General features: G+C 63.4%; 12 protein-coding genes and 1 pseudogene. 10 read left to right on the top strand and 3 right to left on the bottom strand.

Features of this window, described 5'->3' with window-relative positions:
- Positions 1–13 precede the first annotated feature (13 nt).
- Together fsrB and ABIB90_RS09780 are read left to right on the top strand one after the other, a co-directional pair.
- A complete protein-coding gene (gene fsrB / locus ABIB90_RS09785) occupies positions 14–1,303 on the top strand; it encodes a siderophore utilization protein FsrB (protein ID WP_354200667.1) in 1,290 nt (429 codons plus the stop codon).
- 81 nt (positions 1,304–1,384) lie between these two features.
- Positions 1,385–2,212: a hypothetical protein gene (locus tag ABIB90_RS09780; protein WP_354200666.1), complete on the top strand. Its 828-nt coding sequence runs from the start codon at positions 1,385–1,387 to the stop codon at positions 2,210–2,212.
- A 139-nt stretch (positions 2,213–2,351) separates the two neighbouring features.
- On the opposite strand, the gene ABIB90_RS09775 is transcribed toward ABIB90_RS09780, so the two are convergent.
- Positions 2,352–3,548, bottom strand: coding sequence for a M24 family metallopeptidase (locus ABIB90_RS09775; RefSeq protein WP_354200665.1), 1,197 nt, complete (start codon positions 3,546–3,548; stop codon positions 2,352–2,354).
- 227 nt (positions 3,549–3,775) lie between these two features.
- The gene (locus ABIB90_RS09770; protein ID WP_354200664.1) at positions 3,776–4,483 is read right to left on the bottom strand and encodes a CerR family C-terminal domain-containing protein; all 708 of its coding nucleotides are present in this window, start codon (positions 4,481–4,483) and stop codon (positions 3,776–3,778) included.
- Positions 4,484–4,595: 112 nt separating this feature from the next.
- Between ABIB90_RS09770 and ABIB90_RS09765 the strand changes: the two genes are divergently transcribed.
- The 7 genes and pseudogenes from ABIB90_RS09765 (at position 4,596) to ABIB90_RS09735 (ending at position 15,120) form a co-directional block, all read left to right on the top strand.
- Positions 4,596–5,732, top strand: a complete 1,137-nt coding sequence (locus tag ABIB90_RS09765) for an HlyD family secretion protein (RefSeq protein ID WP_354200663.1) — start codon at positions 4,596–4,598, stop codon at positions 5,730–5,732.
- On the top strand, positions 5,729–7,315 hold the full coding sequence (locus ABIB90_RS09760; protein WP_354160722.1) for a DHA2 family efflux MFS transporter permease subunit: 1,587 nt from the start codon (positions 5,729–5,731) through the stop codon (positions 7,313–7,315). The genes ABIB90_RS09765 and ABIB90_RS09760 overlap by 4 nt, the downstream gene beginning before the upstream one ends.
- A 552-nt stretch (positions 7,316–7,867) precedes the next feature.
- Positions 7,868–8,887, top strand: a complete 1,020-nt coding sequence (locus ABIB90_RS09755) for a TRAP transporter substrate-binding protein (protein ID WP_354160724.1) — start codon at positions 7,868–7,870, stop codon at positions 8,885–8,887.
- Positions 8,888–8,902: 15 nt separating this feature from the next.
- Complete coding sequence (locus ABIB90_RS09750) at positions 8,903–10,792, top strand: TRAP transporter large permease (RefSeq protein ID WP_354160726.1); 1,890 nt, start codon at positions 8,903–8,905, stop codon at positions 10,790–10,792.
- Between the two features lie 23 nt (positions 10,793–10,815).
- The gene (locus ABIB90_RS09745) at positions 10,816–12,465 is read left to right on the top strand and encodes an acyl-CoA synthetase (RefSeq protein WP_354160727.1); all 1,650 of its coding nucleotides are present in this window, start codon (positions 10,816–10,818) and stop codon (positions 12,463–12,465) included.
- Positions 12,466–12,630: 165 nt separating this feature from the next.
- On the top strand, positions 12,631–13,323 hold the full coding sequence (locus ABIB90_RS09740) for a TetR/AcrR family transcriptional regulator (RefSeq protein WP_007591097.1): 693 nt from the start codon (positions 12,631–12,633) through the stop codon (positions 13,321–13,323).
- Positions 13,324–13,639: 316 nt separating this feature from the next.
- Positions 13,640–15,120 (top strand): annotated as a pseudogene (locus ABIB90_RS09735) (NCS1 family nucleobase:cation symporter-1).
- Positions 15,121–15,241: 121 nt separating this feature from the next.
- On the opposite strand, the gene ABIB90_RS09730 reads toward ABIB90_RS09735, so the two are convergent.
- Positions 15,242–15,760, bottom strand: coding sequence for a hypothetical protein (locus ABIB90_RS09730; protein WP_354200662.1), 519 nt, complete (start codon positions 15,758–15,760; stop codon positions 15,242–15,244).
- A 187-nt stretch (positions 15,761–15,947) separates the two neighbouring features.
- Between ABIB90_RS09730 and ABIB90_RS09725 the strand changes: the two genes are divergently transcribed.
- Positions 15,948–16,853, top strand: coding sequence for an AraC family transcriptional regulator (locus tag ABIB90_RS09725; protein WP_354128237.1), 906 nt, complete (start codon positions 15,948–15,950; stop codon positions 16,851–16,853).
- The last annotated feature ends 149 nt before the right edge of the window (positions 16,854–17,002 follow it).

Raw genomic sequence — 17,002 nt, 5'->3', positions numbered from 1 at the left:
ACGAGGGTGAACGATGAGAGCGATATTCGGCAAGCTGCATCGCTGGGCGGGACTGCTCATGGCCGGATTCCTGTTCTTCTCCGGCATCACCGGGGCGATCATCTCCTGGGATCATGAGATCGACGAGGTCCTGAACAGTCATCTGTTCGACGTCAGCAGCAAGGGCCCAGCCATTCCCTCGATCGATCTCGCGAAGATGATCGAGCAGCGCGATCCCCGTGCGCGCGTCGTCTACCTGTTCATGACACCGGAGGAGGGCGGCTCGCTGTGGTTCTTTGTCATGCCGCGGATCGATCCCGCGACCGGCAAGCGCTACGCGCTCGACTACAATCAGATCTTCCTCGATCCCAACACCGGCGTCGAGCTCGGCCGCCGCTACTGGGGCGCAGTGTGGCCGGTGACGCGCGAAAACTTCGTCTCGTTCCTCTACAAGCTGCACTACACCATGCACATCCCGGAATTCTGGGGCAGCGACCGCTGGGGTATGCGCCTGCTCGGGATCATCGCGATCATCTGGACCATCGACTGCTTCGTCGGCTTCTACCTGACGCTGCCCTCGCGGCGGCGCGCCAGGGCTGCACGGGCGCCCCAGGTCACGCGCCAGCTCGAACGCGGCTTCTGGGCGCGCTGGGCGCCGGCGTGGACCATCAAGACGTCAGGCAGCGCCTACCGGATCAATTTCGACATCCATCGCGCTTTCAGCCTGTGGACCTGGGGCGTGCTGTTCGTCATCGCCTTCACGGCGTTCTCGCTGAACCTCTATTTCGAGGTGTTCTCGCCGCTGATGAAGATGGTGTCGAACTACACGCCGACGCCCTATGAGCAGCGGCCGTATCGCGATCTCGACGATCCCATCGAGCCCAAGGTCGGCTTCGCCGACATCGCCGCGCGCGCGGCGGCCGACGGCAAGGGGCGAGGGTGGACCGTTCCGGTCGGCTCGGTGAATTACGGCCCGGCTCATGGTGTCTATGCCGCGGCCTTCTTCCATCCGGGCGACGATCACGGCGCCGGCGGCGTCGGTCCGGCGCAGCTCTATTACGACAGCGAGGACGGCCGTCCGATCGGCGAACGGCTGCCCTGGGTCGGCACCGCCGCCGACATCTTCGTGCAGGCGCAATTCCCGCTGCATTCGGGCCGCATCGTCGGGCTGTTCGGCCGCATCCTGATCTCGATAATGGGGCTGGTGGTGGCGGCACTCTCGGTCACCGGAATCGTGATCTGGTGGCGCAAGCGCCGCGCGCGTGTGCGCGTGCGGGAAACGGCTGCGATGCGGCTGAACCGACAGCTCACACCGGCGGAGTAGGGCACCCGGCTTGCCGGATGAACCTTCCCGTCCGGCATCGGCACAAAGACAGGAGATCACCCCCAGCCTTTCGGACTTCGAATGAGATCGCTTGCCTTGCTCTGCCTGCTCGTCCTGGCGACGCCCGCTCATGCGGCGACGCCCGAGCAGCACTATCTCGACCTGCGCGATCGCTACATCGTGAAATTCTCGAAGGCTGAGGAAAACGACGAGACCACCAAGCAGCATGACGCGGCGCTCAAGGAGTTGACGGGCGTCCTGCGCGGCCTGGTGGGACCGGTCGTCATCAAAGGGCTGCCGGCGGACGGCACGTCGAACGCCGACACGCTCTTCAAGGGTGACTCAGGATTCGGCCATCTCGACGGGCTCGGCTTCGCCTCCGAAGGCGACAAGATGCAAGCGGTGGCGACCACGTCCGGCTTACTCAAGCACTGGCTTCGCGAGCACCGCGAGGACGGCATGCCGCAGGAGATTGGCGCCGCGTTCAAGTCGGACCGCTTCTACTATCAGGCGATCCAGGACTCCGCCTTCGCCAAATATGCCGAGCTGCCGATCACGAAGCCCGCGGGCGCAAGCGCGGCGGTTGCTGTACTGGGCGTGCGCGGCAATGGCGATTTGAAGGGACCGCCGCATGAAATCGACGTCGTCGCGATCCAGGGCGACAAGGTCTTCTTTCTCGCCGTCAGCGACGCGGTGAAGACCGCTGAGATGCCGGCCTGCGAGAAAGTCTGGAAGCAAATGATGGCGAGGCCCATCGACAAGAAGGACCCGCGCGGCGACATCACCCGCGAAGACAATGCGATGTCCGCGTACACGGCGTGCTTCGCCAAGGAAGCACCGAGCCAGGGCTGGTACGCGACGGCCGTGAAGAAGGCGCAGAGCCAGTTGGAGCTGCTGATGGCGCGGTAGCTGCGCAGCTTCAGGATACTCCGCACCTCATCCTGAGGAGCCCGCAACGCGGGCGTCTCGAAGGATGGCCACTGGCGAGAGCTGGGCCATTCATGGTTCGAGACGCGCGTTCCGCGCTCCTCACCATGAGGGTCTCAGATCAACGTGTGCTTCCACCCAAATTCCAGCCGCGGCCACCCTCGCCAAAAATCTCATATCCCGTCGCCGTCACCGCGACCGTGTCCTCGAGCTTGATGAACCCACGCTTCGGATGCTTCATCGTGGTCTCGATCGACACCACCATGCCTGTTTCGAGCGGCAGCCGGGCGTCGGTGTCGTCGTAGGGAACCGGACCCTTGGCGGTCAGGCGAGGGGCCTCGTGGCTGACGAGGCCCATGCCGTGGGCCAGAAACTCCGTGCAGTCGCGCTGGGTGATTTTCGCCAGCTGCCGCTCGGCCGCGACGTAGATGTCGCCGCCCATGGCGCCGGGCCGCACCGCGGCGAAGGCCGCGCGCTGGACCGCTTCGATCTCGGCCAGACAGTCCTTCAGCTCGGTATCGGGATCACCGAGCACGGCCATGCGCGCGAGGTCGCCGATATAGCCGTGATAATTACCGCCGGAATCGAGCGACAGCACGTCACCTTGGTCCCAGCGCTGCGCCGACGGCGCCCGGTTGTGGCTGTTGCCGCAGGCGAGCAGGCAGTATTCGAAGGTCAGCCCTCGATTGGCTTCGGCGATCCGCAGGGCGTCCGACAATTGCTGCTTGGTCGTGCCCGGCCCGTGCCCGGCGATCACCGCCAGCATCGAGGCGATCACCAGTTCGGACGCCGTCTTGAGTTTTGCCAGCTCCTCCGCCGACTTGACCGCACGCAGCCGCTCCAGCACCAGCAGCGCGTCCTTGAGCTCGGCACCGGGCAGGGCGTCGGCCAGCGCCCGGCCCGCATCCATCGGCAGGAACGCCATCTCGACGCCAATCCGCTTCAACGGCACGCCGGCGTCCTTCAAGGCGCTCACGGCCCGCGTCACCGCGTCCACCGAGCCATTGGACTCGGTCCGGACCTGCGGCACCCATGGCGGCGCCACGGCGCGCTGATGGGTCTCCAGCCGATGGCCGATATAGACGGCCTTCTCCGGCGCGCCCTTGGGATAGGCTAGGACCGGCAGATATCGGCTCACGCCCAGGGCATCCATGTAGTCGAAGAAAATCGCGCGCTCGGCCCCTAGCAAGTACTGCACATTGTGCTTGGAGGTCGCGATCAGGATGTCGAGGCCGGCCGCCTCCATCAGGCGGTCGAGCTTGGCGGCGTCGAATGGAATGGCACGCGCGGCGCTCGCGCGAGTGGCGTTCTCCTGCATGACGAAACCTCCCAATGGCGGCGCGGCTCAAGCGGCCGCGTCCGTTGTCTGCCGTTGATTGTGCGCCCGGAGCAGGGTTCCGGCTAGCCCTGGATTGGGCTGGCTGTGCCCTCAAATGAATTTTGAGTCTGCTCGCCCGTTCTAGCCGGCTTGGTGCGGATGCTGGGGCGATTGTTGACCGCAGTCTCTTCCATCCCACCGCCGGACGAGCTTTTGTCTGCCTGGGCCTACCGTTGAGGCTTGGAGGGCCGCTTGAGCCCCTTGAATACCAGCGTGGTCTGTCGGCGAACGATCCGTTTGAGCATGGCGAGCCGGTCACCCGTGATCTCGTTGTAGCCCAGGATATAGTCCAGGTGGTCGCGTGAGAAATGGAAAGTCAGCAATTGGCCGTTGATGGCCACTGCCGTCATCCGGCTTTCTTCGTCCGACGTCGACCCGCCGGACAGGCGGGCGATGACGCCGATGCAGCAATTGTGCAGGCGGGCTCCCGGGCCCTTCGCCCATTGCTCCTTGGGCATCAGCGCGGATTTCATTGGCATGATTCGGCGCTTGATGAAAAGTGCGCGCCGGGCCGCGTCGGGGGAGGCGAATAGGAAGTCGGCAAAACTCTCCAGCACCGCGCAATAGCCGTCGATTAGTTGACTGTCGCTCGCCTTGGACTCGAGCAGCCATTCGAGGTTGTCCAGCGCGGGGCCCACGGCGTTCATGGCCGAGGCCTGGATGTCGGCGATGCAAGCCGCGTAGAGGCCTTCCTTGTTAACGAAATAATACTGCAACGACGGCGCGGGCACGCCGGCCTGGGCTGCAATGTCGCGGGTCGAGACACCGTCGAAGCCGTGCTCCCCGAACAGCGCCAATGCGACCTGGATGATCCGCGTCCGCGTTTCCTCGCCGCGTGCGTAGCCGCTTTCCGTCTTCCGTCTGGCGCCTGTCATTGCCCCTCTCTCCAAGCTTCTCCCTCATAGCACGGCAGTAAAAATATTCCAGTTGACATATTTTTACCAAATGGAATAAATATTACAAGTGGAATAAATTGGAGATGAACGCATGAGCGTGGCGGTCCTGAAGAACGCCGACAGCGGGCAGCGGGGTGGCGTCGAAACCCCGGCAGCGCCGCGCAAGCGCAGCCGCTCGCGCATCCTGTTGAGCGTGCTCGCGGCCGTGGCAGTGGCCAGTGGCGGCGCTTACGGGCGTTATTGGTACACGGTCGGGCGCTATATCGAGAGCACCAACAACGCCTATCTGCGAGCCGACCAGGTCGCGATGGCGCCCCGCGTGTCCGGCCAGGTCGCCGAGATCTATGTGAAGGACAATGAGGACGTCGCGGTCGGGCAGCCGCTCCTGAAGATCGATGCGCGCCGCTACGAGATGATGGTGCGGCAGGCCGAGGCGACGGTCGATGCGCGCGAGGCCGATGTCGCCAAGAGCGAGGCCGATCTGCGCCAGCAGGACGCCGTGATCGCACAGGCGCAGGCCGACGTGACGGCGGCGCAGGCGAACTCCAATCTCGCCGACAAGGAGTTCGAGCGCGCGGCCGCGCTGGCGGTTCGGGGGTTCGCCACCCAGCAGAAGAGCGAGCAGACCGAGAGCGCGCTGACGCAGGCGCGGTCGACCGTGAGCCTCAAGCAGGCCGTTCTCGATGCCGCTCGCCAGAAGGTCGCGACGTTGAAGGCGCAACTGGCGCAGGCCAGGGCGCAACTCGACGCGGCAAAGGAGAGTCTCAGCCAGGCCGAAATCGAGCTCAAGGATACCCTGCTGCGCAGCCCGATTGCCGGCCGGGTCGGCGACCGCACCGTCCAGCTCGGCCAGTTTGCGCAGCCGGGCACGCGGCTGCTCACCGTCGTTCCGACGCAGCAGATGTACCTGGTGGCCAATTTCAAGGAGACCCAAGTGCAGCGCATGCGTCCTGGCCAGCCGGCGCACATCAGCATCGATGCCTATCCGGACCTCGCGCTGACCGGGACGGTCGAGAGCTTTGCGCCCGGCACCGGCGCCCAGTTCGCGCTGCTGCCGCCCGAGAATGCCACCGGCAACTTCACCAAGATCGTGCAACGCGTGCCGGTCCGCATCCTCGTGAACGCGCCGGAACATGCCGCGCCGGCGTTCGTGCCGGGCCTGTCGATCGAGGTTTCCGTCGACACAAAGGCCGCGCCGGTGCTGCGTTCCGCCGAGGTCGCCCGATGAGCGCAGCCGGGGACAGCTGGGATCCGGGTGGCAGCGTCGCCGGAGCGAAGCCGGTCGACGACAGCGCAGCCCTGGTCGACTGGGTCGCAGTGGTCGCCGGCGCCCTCGGCGCCCTAATGGCGACCCTCGACATTTCCATCACCAACACGGCGCTGCCGCAGATACAGGGTGAGGTCGGCGCCAGCGGCACCGAAGGCACATGGATTGGCACCGGCTATCTGGTGGCCGAGGTCGTCATGATCCCGCTGACGGCGTGGCTGACACGCGTGCTCGGCCTGCGGCGCCTGCTGCTCACCACTACGATCGCCTTCGTGCTCTTCTCGATGCTGTGCGGGCTCAGCCACGGGCTGCTCGCGATGATCCTTGGCCGCGCCGGCCAGGGCTTCTTCGGCGGCGCGCTGATACCGACGGCGCAGGTCATCGTTCGCACCCGGCTGCCGCCGCGGCAGACGCCGATCGGCATGAGCATCTTCGGCGTCATTGTGCTGCTCGGCCCGGTGATCGGTCCCGTGATCGGCGGCTATCTCGCCGAAGAGATATCCTGGCGCTGGTGCTTCTTCCTCAACCTGCCCGTCGGCATCGCGCTGGTCACGCTGCTGACCCTCGGGCTTCCGGCGCAAAAGGCAGATCTTAGCCTTGTGGCGAAGGCCGATTGGCTCGGCATCATCGGCATGGCGATCGCCTTCGGCTGCCTGACTGTTGTGCTGGAGGAGGGGCAGCGCGAGCGCTGGTTCGAATCGTCCATGATCATCGATCTCAGCCTCGTGGCGCTGGCCGGCTTCATCGCTATGGCGGCTGCGCAAAAGACCAGCCCCGATCCGGTCATCAAGCTGGCCCTGCTGCGGAGCAGCGCCTTCGCCAGCGCCACCTTCATCACGCTGGTGGTTGGCGCGGCTGTGTACGGCACGACGTTCGTCGTGCCGCAGTTCCTCGCCAGCATCGCCGGCTACAATCCGCGCCAGGCCGGGGGCATCATGGCGCTGGCGGCGATCCCGGTCTTCGTGCTGATACCGGTTCTGCCACGCATCCTGGGCCGGCAGAATACCCGTCTGATGGTGGCGCTTGGCCTGGCATGCTTCGCCGCAAGCTGCTTCACCGATATCCATCTCGGCCCGGACAGCGATGGCAGCGATTTCACGCTGTCGCAGCTGATGCGCGGTGTCGGCCAGATACTGACCATGATGCCGCTCAACCAAGCTTCGATGGCGGCGATCGGGCGCGAGAACGCGGCTGACGGCGCCGGTATCTACAACATGGCCCGCAATCTCGGCGGCTCGATCGGGCTGGCGCTATGCGGCGTTTTCATCGACCAGCGCAGCGCGTTGCATTCCGTCACCATCCGTGAGGCCATCACCGCCAATTCGCTGCTGGGGCAGGCACGGCTTGCGTCGGACGGCCTCGCCCAAGGCATCGATGCAGTGACTGCGCGGCTGCGCGCCATCGCGCAGCTCTCGGGCTTGATCGAGAAGCAGGCGCAGGTGATGACCTACGATGATTGTTTCTGGCTGCTCGGCATCTGCCTGATTGCGATCATCCCGGTCGTGCTGCTGCTGCGCGCGCCGAAGGCCGGCACAGCCCTGTGAGGAGGGCATTGAGAGTCCTTGTTGCTGGCTTGCGCGGCGTCTCTGCCGCTCTGCGCAGGATTTTGGCGGCGCTGACCTCGGTAGGTTCCGGCATGAAAGGCTGCGCTGGCGAACCCGGCGCCGCACTAGCAAATGGACTGCCGGGGGAAGTGCGCGGCCTGACTCGAAGCTCGCTTAAATCGACTCGATTCTGCTTGAGGGCACAACTGGCCTGACCTGCACAGCTATATGCATGATTCGCATAAGGTATATTATGGAATATCTTTATAGATAATCAGATCAGTTGTTTAGCTAGAATTCCTCGCATCGGACCTTCGTTCCTCGTCTCTTCCAGGTCGGCCGTCGCACCTCGCCCCGACTTTCGACCGCTACTGTGCATGGGGTTGTTTTCGCGTTTTTGAATCCGGCCCATGCCTCCGAAAGCCGATATTGCCGTGAGGATGTCCGGCTGCAATAAGCGAAGCTTCGTGAGATCGCAGATGACCTTCTGACCGTCCGTCCGTATAGGTTTGCATCTCAGAACAACAACAAACTTTCCGAGGAAGCAGACCCATGAGCTTTTCCCGCCGCACGCTTCTCAAGGCCTCCGCCGCGACCGCGGTCCTGGGCGGCCTCAGTGCGCCCCATGTGGCCCGCGCCCAGAGCGCCGAGTTCACCTACAAATACGCCAACAACCTGCCGGACACCCATCCGCTGAACGTGCGCGCCAAGGAGATGGCGGCGGCGATCAAGGCCGAGACCAGTGGCAAGTTCGACCTCCAGATCTTTCCGAACAACCAGCTCGGGTCCGACACCGACATGCTGAGCCAGATCCGGTCCGGCGGCGTCGAGTTCTTCACGCTGTCGGGGCTGATCTTGTCGACCCTGGTGCCGGCGGCGTCCGTCAACGGCATCGGCTTCGCGTTCCCGGACTACGGCACGGTCTGGAAGGCCATGGACGGCGATCTCGGCGCCTTTGTCCGCGGCGAGATCAAGAAGGCCGGGCTCGAGGTCATGGACAAGATCTGGGACAACGGCTTCCGCCAGACCACGTCGTCGAGCAAGCCGATCACCGGTCCGGACGATCTCAAGGGCTTCAAGATCCGCGTGCCGGTGTCGCCGTTGTGGACCTCGATGTTCAAGGCGTTCGATGCGGCGCCCGCCTCGATCAATTTCGCCGAGGTCTATTCCGCGCTGCAGACCAGGATCGTCGAGGGCCAGGAGAACCCGCTGGCGATCATCTCGACCGCCAAGCTCTACGAAGTCCAGAAATACTGCTCGCTGACCAACCACATGTGGGACGGATTCTGGTTCCTGGCCAATCGCAAGGCCTGGAGCGCGCTGCCGGAGGATATTCGCACGGTCGTCGCCAAGAACATCAATGCGGCCGCGGTCAAGGAGCGTGAGGACACCGCCAAGCTCAATGCCAATCTGCAGCAGGAGCTCGCGGGCAAGGGCCTGACCTTCAACCAGCCCGCCGTTGCGCCGTTCCGCGACAAGCTGCGGTCCGCCGGCTTCTATGCCGAGTGGAAAGGCAAATATGGCGACCAGGCCTGGGACCTGCTGGAAAAGGCCGTCGGCAAGCTGTCGTAACGCGTTGGAGCCGTCATGGCTCATGTTGAGGTCGAAGTGAGCGGAGTGGCGGGCGAGGCGACTGTTCGGTCCCCTCGCCGATCTCCCTTGCTGGCCTCGACGGAGCGCGCACTCGGCCTCCTCGTCGAAATCCCTGCGGCCATTTTGGTGGTCGCCGAGATCGCGATCCTGTTTGCCGGCGTGGTCGCGCGCTACGGCCTGCACCGGCCGCTGATCTGGTCGGACGAGCTCGCCTCGATCCTGTTCCTGTGGCTCGCCATGCTGGGCGCGGCGGTCGCGTTCCGCCGTTCCGAGCACATGCGCATGACCGCGGTCGTCGGCAGCGCCACGCCGGCCACGCGGGCCTGGCTCGATCTCGTCGCGACCTGCGCGGCGCTGGCCTTTCTGGCGCTGATCGTCTGGCCGTCCTGGGACTACGCCTACGAGGAAAGCTTCATCACCACGCCGGCGCTGCAGATCTCCAATATGTGGCGCGCCGCGGCGCTTCCGGCCGGTATCTGCCTGATGGCGGCGTTCGCGCTGTTGCGGCTGCTGCGCGCAGCCGACTACCGCATGGTGCTGACGGCCGCGGTCGCCGTTGCCATCGTCGTCAGCTTGTTCTGGCTGGCGCAGCCTTATCTGCGACCGCTCGGCAATCTCAACCTCGTCATCTTCTTCGTGGGCGTCGCCGGCTTCTGCGTCTTTGCCGGCGTTCCCATCGCGTTCGGCTTCGGGCTCGCCATCTTCGGCTATCTGGCACTGACCACGCGCACGCCGGTCATGGTGCTGGTCGGACGGATGGACGAGGGCATGAGCCACCTCATTTTGCTCTCGGTGCCGCTGTTCGTATTCCTGGGGCTCCTGATTGAAATGACCGGCATGGCACGGGCCATGGTGGCGTTCCTAGCCAGCCTGCTCGGCCATGTCCGCGGCGGACTGCATTACGTCCTGGTCGGCGCGATGTACCTGGTCTCCGGCATCTCCGGCGCCAAGGCGGCCGACATGGCCGCGGTCGCGCCCGTGCTGTTCCCGGAGATGAAACAGCGCGGCGCCAAGCCCGGCGATCTCGTCGCGCTTCTGGCGGCGACCGGCGCGCAGACCGAGACCATTCCGCCGAGCCTCGTGCTGATCACGATCGGTTCGGTCACCGGCGTCTCGATCGCCGCTTTGTTCACCGGCGGCCTCTTGCCCGGCGTGGTGCTCGCGATCACGCTGTGCATGCTGGTGTGGTGGCGCTACCGCCACGAGGACATGAGCCATGTCCGCCGCGCCACAGGCGGCGAGATCGGCAAGACCTTCGTCATCGCCCTGCCCGCGCTCGCGCTGCCCTTCGTGATCCGCTACGCCGTGGTCGAAGGCATCGCGACCGCCACCGAAGTCTCCACCATCGGCATCGTCTATGGCGCCCTGGTCGGCCTGCTCGTCTACCGCCGCTTCGACTGGCGGCGGCTGTTTCCGATGCTGGTCGAGACCGCTGCGCTGTCGGGCGCGATCCTGCTGATCATCGGCACGGCCACCGGCATGGCCTGGGGCCTGACGCAATCAGGCTTCTCGCGCTCGCTGGCGTCCGCCATGACCGGATTGCCGGGCGGCGCGGCGACCTTCATCGCCGTCTCGATCCTGGCCTTCACCATCCTCGGCAGTGTGCTGGAGGGCATCCCCGCGATCGTGCTGTTCGGGCCGCTGTTGTTTCCGATTGCGCGTGCGGTCGGCGTGCACGAGGTGCACTATGCCATGGTGATCATTCTCGCCATGGGTATCGGGCTATTCGCCCCGCCCTTCGGTGTCGGCTATTATGCCGCCTGCGCCATTGGACGCGTCGATCCGGCCGAAGGCATCAGGCCGATCTGGGGCTATCTGCTGGCGCTGCTGGTAGGATTGATCGTCGTCGCCGTCTTTCCGTGGATCTCCATCGGATTCCTGTAGGCCGGCGCATGAGGGAGGTGTCGATGAGCGAGCGGCAGAACCAGTACAATATCGGCCTCGACAAGACGCCCGCCAACTACGTGCCGCTGAGCCCGTTGAGCTTCCTCGCACGCAGCGCCGCGGTCTATCCCGATCATGTCAGCACGGTCTACGAGGGGCGCAGCTTCACCTGGCGCGAGACGCATGAGCGCTGCAAGCGCTTTGCTTCGTACCTTGCCGGCCAGGGCATCGGCGTCGGCGACACCGTCGCGGCGATGCTGCCGAACATTCCGGCGATGAACGAGGTGCATTTCGCCGTCCCCATGACGGGTGCCGTGCTCAACGCGCTGAACATTCGGCTCGATGCGCCTTCGATTGCATTTCAGCTCGACCATGGCGGCGCAAAGATCATTCTGGTCGACCCCGAGTTTTCCGGCGTCATCACCGATGCGCTGTCACAGATGAGTGGCCCAAAACCGTTCGTGATCGACGTCGACGATGCTGCCTTCAAGGGCGGCGGGCGCATCGGCGAGATCGAGTATGAGGCCGCGCTCGTGCAGGGCGATCCTGACTTCGCAGCGATCCTGCCGGGCGATGAATGGGACGCGATCGCACTGAGCTACACCTCGGGCACCACGGGAAATCCCAAGGGCGTCGTCACCCATCATCGCGGCGCCTATCTGAATGCCGTCAGCAACATCCTCGCAGGCCAACTTGGCCAGCATCCGGTCTATCTCTGGACACTGCCGATGTTCCACTGCAACGGCTGGTGTTTCCCCTGGACCATTGCGGCGGCTGCCGGCATCAATGTCTGCCTGCGCAAGGTCGAGCCGACGAAGATCTTCGAGCTGATCAAGCAGCACGGCGTCACCCACATGTGCGGCGCGCCGATCGTCTACAACACCCTGATCAACGCGCCCGATGCCCCGAAGGGCGGCGCCGCCCGCCACGTCGTCGGCCTGATCGCCGGTGCGGCGCCGCCGGTCGCGGTGCTCGAGGGCGCCGAGAGCATCGGCATCAAGCTGACGCACGTCTATGGCCTGACCGAGGTCTACGGCCCCGCCTCCGTCTGCGCCGAGCAGCCTGGCTGGGATGATCTGCCCGCCGCCGAGCGCGCCAGCCTGAAGCGACGGCAGGGCGTGCCCTACCCGCTCGAGGAAGCCGTCACCGTCATCGATCCCCAGACCATGAGGCAAGTGCCGCGCGACGGCGAGACCATCGGCGAGGTCATGTTCCGCGGCAACATCGTGATGAAAGGCTATCTCAAGAACGACAAGGCGACCAAGGAAGCCTTCGAGGGCGGCTGGTTTCACACCGGCGATCTCGGCGTGCTCGATGCGCATGGTTACGTCATCATCAAGGATCGCTCCAAGGACATCATCATCTCCGGCGGCGAGAACATTTCCTCCGTCGAGGTCGAGGACATCCTCTACAAGCATCCCGCCGTGCTGTTCGCCGCCGTGGTCGCAAAGCCCGATCCGAAATGGGGCGAAGTGCCTTGCGCCTTCGTCGAGTTGAAGGACGGCGCGAGCGCGAGCGAAGCCGACATCATCGCCTTCTGCCGCTCGCATATGAGCGGCTTCAAGACGCCGAAGGCCGTGGTGTTCGGGCCGATCCCGAAAACGTCGACGGGAAAGATCCAGAAATTCCTGCTGCGCAACGAAGCGGGATCGGCGAAGGCGATCTCGGCCTGAGCCGATTCCATGAGTCTGCCAACGCATTGAGAGGTCCCTGCCGTCCTAATTGCTTGATAAAGCTGGACAGGCAAGGCAACGTCCAGCCGGAATCGCCGACATCAATTCGGCGACCGATCCCGCTCAGCCTTCGCCGGTGAAGGCAAAGCTCCCTATCGAGGCTTTATGGCAGCCATCCCCGCCGACAAGTTGAAGCTCTTTCGCATCCGCCGCGCGCCAAAAGGTGGCCGCAAGGCAGCGCCGGGCCCGGACATCGAGGGAAAAATCCTCGATGCGGCAGAGTTCGTCTTTGGGCATTTCGGCTTTCGCGGAGCGACGACGGCACTGATCGCTAAAAAAGCATCGATCGCGAAACCCCACATTTACTATTATTTCGAAGACAAGGAGGATCTGTATCGCGCGGTGCTGGAACGTGCGATGAACATGTGGGCACGAGACATGGACAGTCTCGACATGACGTCCGATGTCGAGACCATCCTCGTGCGCTACATCAGCAGGAAGATCGATTTCTCGCGAGATCACCCGCATCTGTCGCGCATCTATGCCAACGAAATCATCAGCGGCGCTCAATTCATCGGCAGCTTCATTGAAAAAGTCTCGACCCCGTTGCTGCTCGACAAGGTCAAGACGCTCGACCAATGGACCGCCAGCGGGGCGATTCGGCCGATCAGCGCCGTCGACCTTTTCTTCTGCATCTGGGCGATGACCCAGGCCTATGCCGATTATTCCAGCCAGATGATCATCATGAAAGGTAAGCGACAGCTCGAAGAGGCCGACTACACCGCGGCCAAGGCGACGATCGTCCAGCTCGTTCTCGGCGGACTTGGTCTTTCGGGCCCTGCCGAGGCTGGCGCCTAGCCCTTTGTTCGGCCGTTCGTTTTTCGCCAGCGGCCCTGTTTCCCCCTCTCCGCCATTACGCTCACGTGCGGGACATCCTAGCCAGAACCGCACTGGATTTCCGGTTGCAGCGAGGCGTTTTGCGCCGGTAGCCGGCGCCAGATCCGAAATTCGTGTTTGTAAAAATATTTTATCGATCGTAAAATGATTTTATCGATCGTTATAAAATGGCATGTCGCTTGCTTCGACCCGATCTTCCGCAAAGTGCGAGCACCCATAGCAGGGACTGCGGCTTCCAACGCCGTTGCCCTGCGCCAGCAAATCCGAGGTAGAGGACATGTCATCCAACAGCGGCGACGTTCCCACGCTGATCATCACCGGCGCCCATCCAAAGCTTTACAATCACGACCTTGCTCCAACCGCACCTGAGGGCCGAACCTGGGGTGTCTTCAGCCTGTTTGCGATGTGGATGTCGGACGTCCATTCCGTGGGCGGCTACACATTCGCGGCGAGCCTGTTCTTTCTCGGCCTGACAGGCTGGCAGGTGCTGATCTCGATGCTGGTGGGTATCACGGCGGTCTACTTCCTGATGAACCTGATCGGACGGCCCTCGCTGCGCTACGGCATTCCGTTCCCGGTCGTGGCCCGCACTCGTTCGGGGTGATGGGCGCCAATCTCGCCGCCATGGTGCGGGGCGTCGTCGGCATTGTCTGGTACGGCGTGCAGACCTACTTCGCCTCGAAGGCGGTGCAAGTCCTGATCGTCACTCTGATGCCGTCGGCCGCCGATCTCACGCACAACAGCATCGCCGGCCTGTCGACGCTCGCATGGTTCAGCTTCCTTTTCATGTGGCTGTTCCAACTTCTCATCTTCCTCAGCGGGATGGAGCGCATCCGCCGCTTCATCGATTTCTGCGGACCCGTGGTCTACGTCGTCATGTTCGCGTTGGCGATCTGGATGTTATGGCAGGCCGGTTTCTCAAGCCTGTCTCTTCAACTCAGCCCGCCGGCCGCCACAACCGCGGCGACGATTGGCGTGATGGCGAATGCCGCGATGCTGATCGTGGCCTACTTCTCGGCGCTCCTGCTCAATTTCGGCGACTTCGCCCGGTTCGGCAAGGATGAGCGAGCCATGAAAACCGGCAATCTGCTCGGGCTTCCCGTCAATTTCCTGGTCTTCTCGATCATCACAGTGATCGTGACGGCCGGTACGCTGAAGGTGTTTGGCGAGGCGATCATGGATCCAGTGCTGATCGTGGAGAAGATCGGCAATCCGTTCGTCGTCGTTATCGGATCGATCACGTTCATCGTCGCGACGATGGGCATCAACATCGTCGCGAACTTCGTTTCGCCGGCTTACGACATCTCCAACCTGAATCCCCAGCGCATCAATTTCAGGCTGGGAGGCCTCATCACGTCGATCCTGTCGGTACTCGTCTGCCCCTGGCTGTTCGTGGCCAGCCCGTCGGCCATCACGCTGTTCGTCAGCATCTTCGGCTCTGCGCTCGGGCCCATGTTCGGCATCATGATCGCCGACTACTATCTCGTGAAAAAGGAAATCGTCGTGCTGGAGGACCTCTATACAATGTCACCAGCCGGTGAATTCCATTACGACGGCGGCTGGAACTACAAGGCGCTGATTGCACTTGCGGTGTCCGGCACTCTGTCGATCGGACTCTCGCTGGCAGGCGCCTATGGACTGATTTTCAACGTCGGCGACTGGGGTTGGCTCATCGGAGCCACTGCCGGCGGACTGATCTACCGAGCCCTCTCGAAGGAGCAAAGGCCGGTTTCCGTCATTGTCGGGGCGGGCGAATGACGTTCGAAGTTGCGGATCCATCGCCATGTGGGCGGCGGCCCCGCAATACTCTTGGCATGCGCGTTCGGTCGAACGCGCATGCTACCCAGATACGACGTCGCGATGATCGGTGGCGATATCGCTACCTGCTGCGAGCCCCTTCGCCAGTCTGGACTGGATGCAGGTCTGCAACCGCTTCCTCCAGGATGGTAGCAACCTCCAGCAGCGAGATCACCAAGCGCGGCGTGCGCCTCAGCCTGTCGTCGATCGCGGCGGCGAACAGATCGTTCCGCTTCCGGCTACCGAGCAATCGCCATCGTCCAAAGGCGATCTTGTGGACGTTCCCGGAAACATATCCGACCGAGGCCCATAATTGCTCGGATTCCAGCAGGAGCTCGCCTGCCATCCGATCCATCACTGTGACGATCGCGAGCAGATCATCGGTCACGGTCGCCAGACCGAGCGCGCGGCTGCCCGGATTGTCGTCATGTGAACTCCGCTCGATCGAGGCCCTCGATAATGGCCTGGCCTGCAATCCGGCGAGTTTGTCCACAAGCGCGGCGAACCGAGAACGGGCCGCGCGGACGATATCTTCCAGGAAAGACAGATTGGTCTGCGCCGACCCCGACACGACGTGCGGTTTGATCGTTTTAAAATACATCAATGCTCCCGGAGGCAACCAACGTGAAAGTTGAAGTGTTGCCTAGATCTAAGGTCATCCGACCCGAGGTGCTTGAACGTCCTGAGCCACGATTGATCGAAACCGGCCTGGAAGGAAATCAGGCAAGGGCCTCAAAACCGAACGCAGAGTGGGTCGGTCGTGTTCGGCCGCGCAGTGGAGACACATCATGACCGATGATGGCCTCTACGGCGACCGGCTTGCGAAGCTATTTCCAATGATCAGCGAGCCGAGCTCGGGCCTCGTCAAGTCGCTACAAAAAGGAACGTTCGCCGCGGTGCGGATGGCGTATTCCGGACCGGTCGGCGATCCGACGCTGCCCTCGCCTCCGGACGAGGCCTTCGCACTTTGCCTTCGGCTGCAGCATCAGAGAGCGGAGTCGTGGCTGGATGGCCGATATGCGCTCAAGGGCGCCTTGAAAGACGAGACGAGCATCTACGATCTGCGATGTGAAACGGTCGTTCACTTCCGCGATCCCTTTGACTTTCTCTACCTGTATCTACCGCACGGCACGCTAAATGAATTGGCGAGCCAGCTTGATCTTGGTCGCGTCGAATATGACGTTGTCGCGGGCGCGAACTTTCTGGATCCAGTCATGGCTCATCTGGGTGCTTGCCTTCTGCCGGCGCTCGAAAGACCGCATGAGGCCAACGAGCTTTTCGTGGGCCACGTCGCGATGGCGCTCAACACGCATTTTCTCAAGACCTATGCCGTCGGCCAACCTCGCAATCGCTCTCACCGCAGCGGATTGGCGCCATGGCAACTTCGGACGGCGAAGGCACTCCTTCGCGCAAATCTCGATGGCGAGATCGCGTTGGCCCGAATTGCCGCTGAGTGTGGCGTGTCAGCCGCCCACTTCGCCCGAGCATTCAGAGTCAGCACGGGAACACCGCCGCATCGATGGTTGATGAATCAGCGTATCGAGCAAAGCAAGAGCCTGCTGGCAAGCTCGCCGCTATCGCTCACGGAAATCGCCATCAAATGCGGCTTCGCGGATCAGAGCCATTTTACCAGAGCGTTCTCAGCAGCAACGGGTGCCACGCCAGGACGCTGGCGACTGGTCCGCAAAGCTTAATCCCGGATGACCATATCCAGGAACGCAGCGGCCGTGTCGCCGGTGCGAGGTTTTCGGCTCGGCTCCCCGGTGCGCTCCCACCAGCAAGGCCGTGCTGCGTTACGGCTGGTGATCTTGCCTGGTGGTCAATGGCCGCTGATACGGGAGAG

The sequence above is a fragment of the Bradyrhizobium sp. JR4.1 genome (genome assembly GCF_040548605.1).
Classification (GTDB): domain Bacteria; phylum Pseudomonadota; class Alphaproteobacteria; order Rhizobiales; family Xanthobacteraceae; genus Bradyrhizobium; species Bradyrhizobium canariense.
The sequence above is the reverse complement of the archived record's forward strand: the minus strand, read 5'-3'. Positions and strand labels throughout refer to the sequence as shown.

Coding starts and splice junctions, on each gene's coding strand:
- ABIB90_RS09725 (WP_354128237.1), top strand. CDS start 15,948: ATGACCGATGATGGCCTCTACGGCGACCGGCTTGCGAAGCTATTTCCA.
- fsrB (WP_354200667.1), top strand. CDS start 14: ATGAGAGCGATATTCGGCAAGCTGCATCGCTGGGCGGGACTGCTCATG.
- ABIB90_RS09755 (WP_354160724.1), top strand. CDS start 7,868: ATGAGCTTTTCCCGCCGCACGCTTCTCAAGGCCTCCGCCGCGACCGCG.
- ABIB90_RS09750 (WP_354160726.1), top strand. CDS start 8,903: ATGGCTCATGTTGAGGTCGAAGTGAGCGGAGTGGCGGGCGAGGCGACT.
- ABIB90_RS09780 (WP_354200666.1), top strand. CDS start 1,385: ATGAGATCGCTTGCCTTGCTCTGCCTGCTCGTCCTGGCGACGCCCGCT.
- ABIB90_RS09765 (WP_354200663.1), top strand. CDS start 4,596: ATGAGCGTGGCGGTCCTGAAGAACGCCGACAGCGGGCAGCGGGGTGGC.
- ABIB90_RS09740 (WP_007591097.1), top strand. CDS start 12,631: ATGGCAGCCATCCCCGCCGACAAGTTGAAGCTCTTTCGCATCCGCCGC.
- ABIB90_RS09730 (WP_354200662.1), bottom strand. CDS start 15,760: ATGTATTTTAAAACGATCAAACCGCACGTCGTGTCGGGGTCGGCGCAG.
- ABIB90_RS09745 (WP_354160727.1), top strand. CDS start 10,816: ATGAGCGAGCGGCAGAACCAGTACAATATCGGCCTCGACAAGACGCCC.
- ABIB90_RS09760 (WP_354160722.1), top strand. CDS start 5,729: ATGAGCGCAGCCGGGGACAGCTGGGATCCGGGTGGCAGCGTCGCCGGA.
- ABIB90_RS09775 (WP_354200665.1), bottom strand. CDS start 3,548: ATGCAGGAGAACGCCACTCGCGCGAGCGCCGCGCGTGCCATTCCATTC.
- ABIB90_RS09770 (WP_354200664.1), bottom strand. CDS start 4,483: ATGACAGGCGCCAGACGGAAGACGGAAAGCGGCTACGCACGCGGCGAG.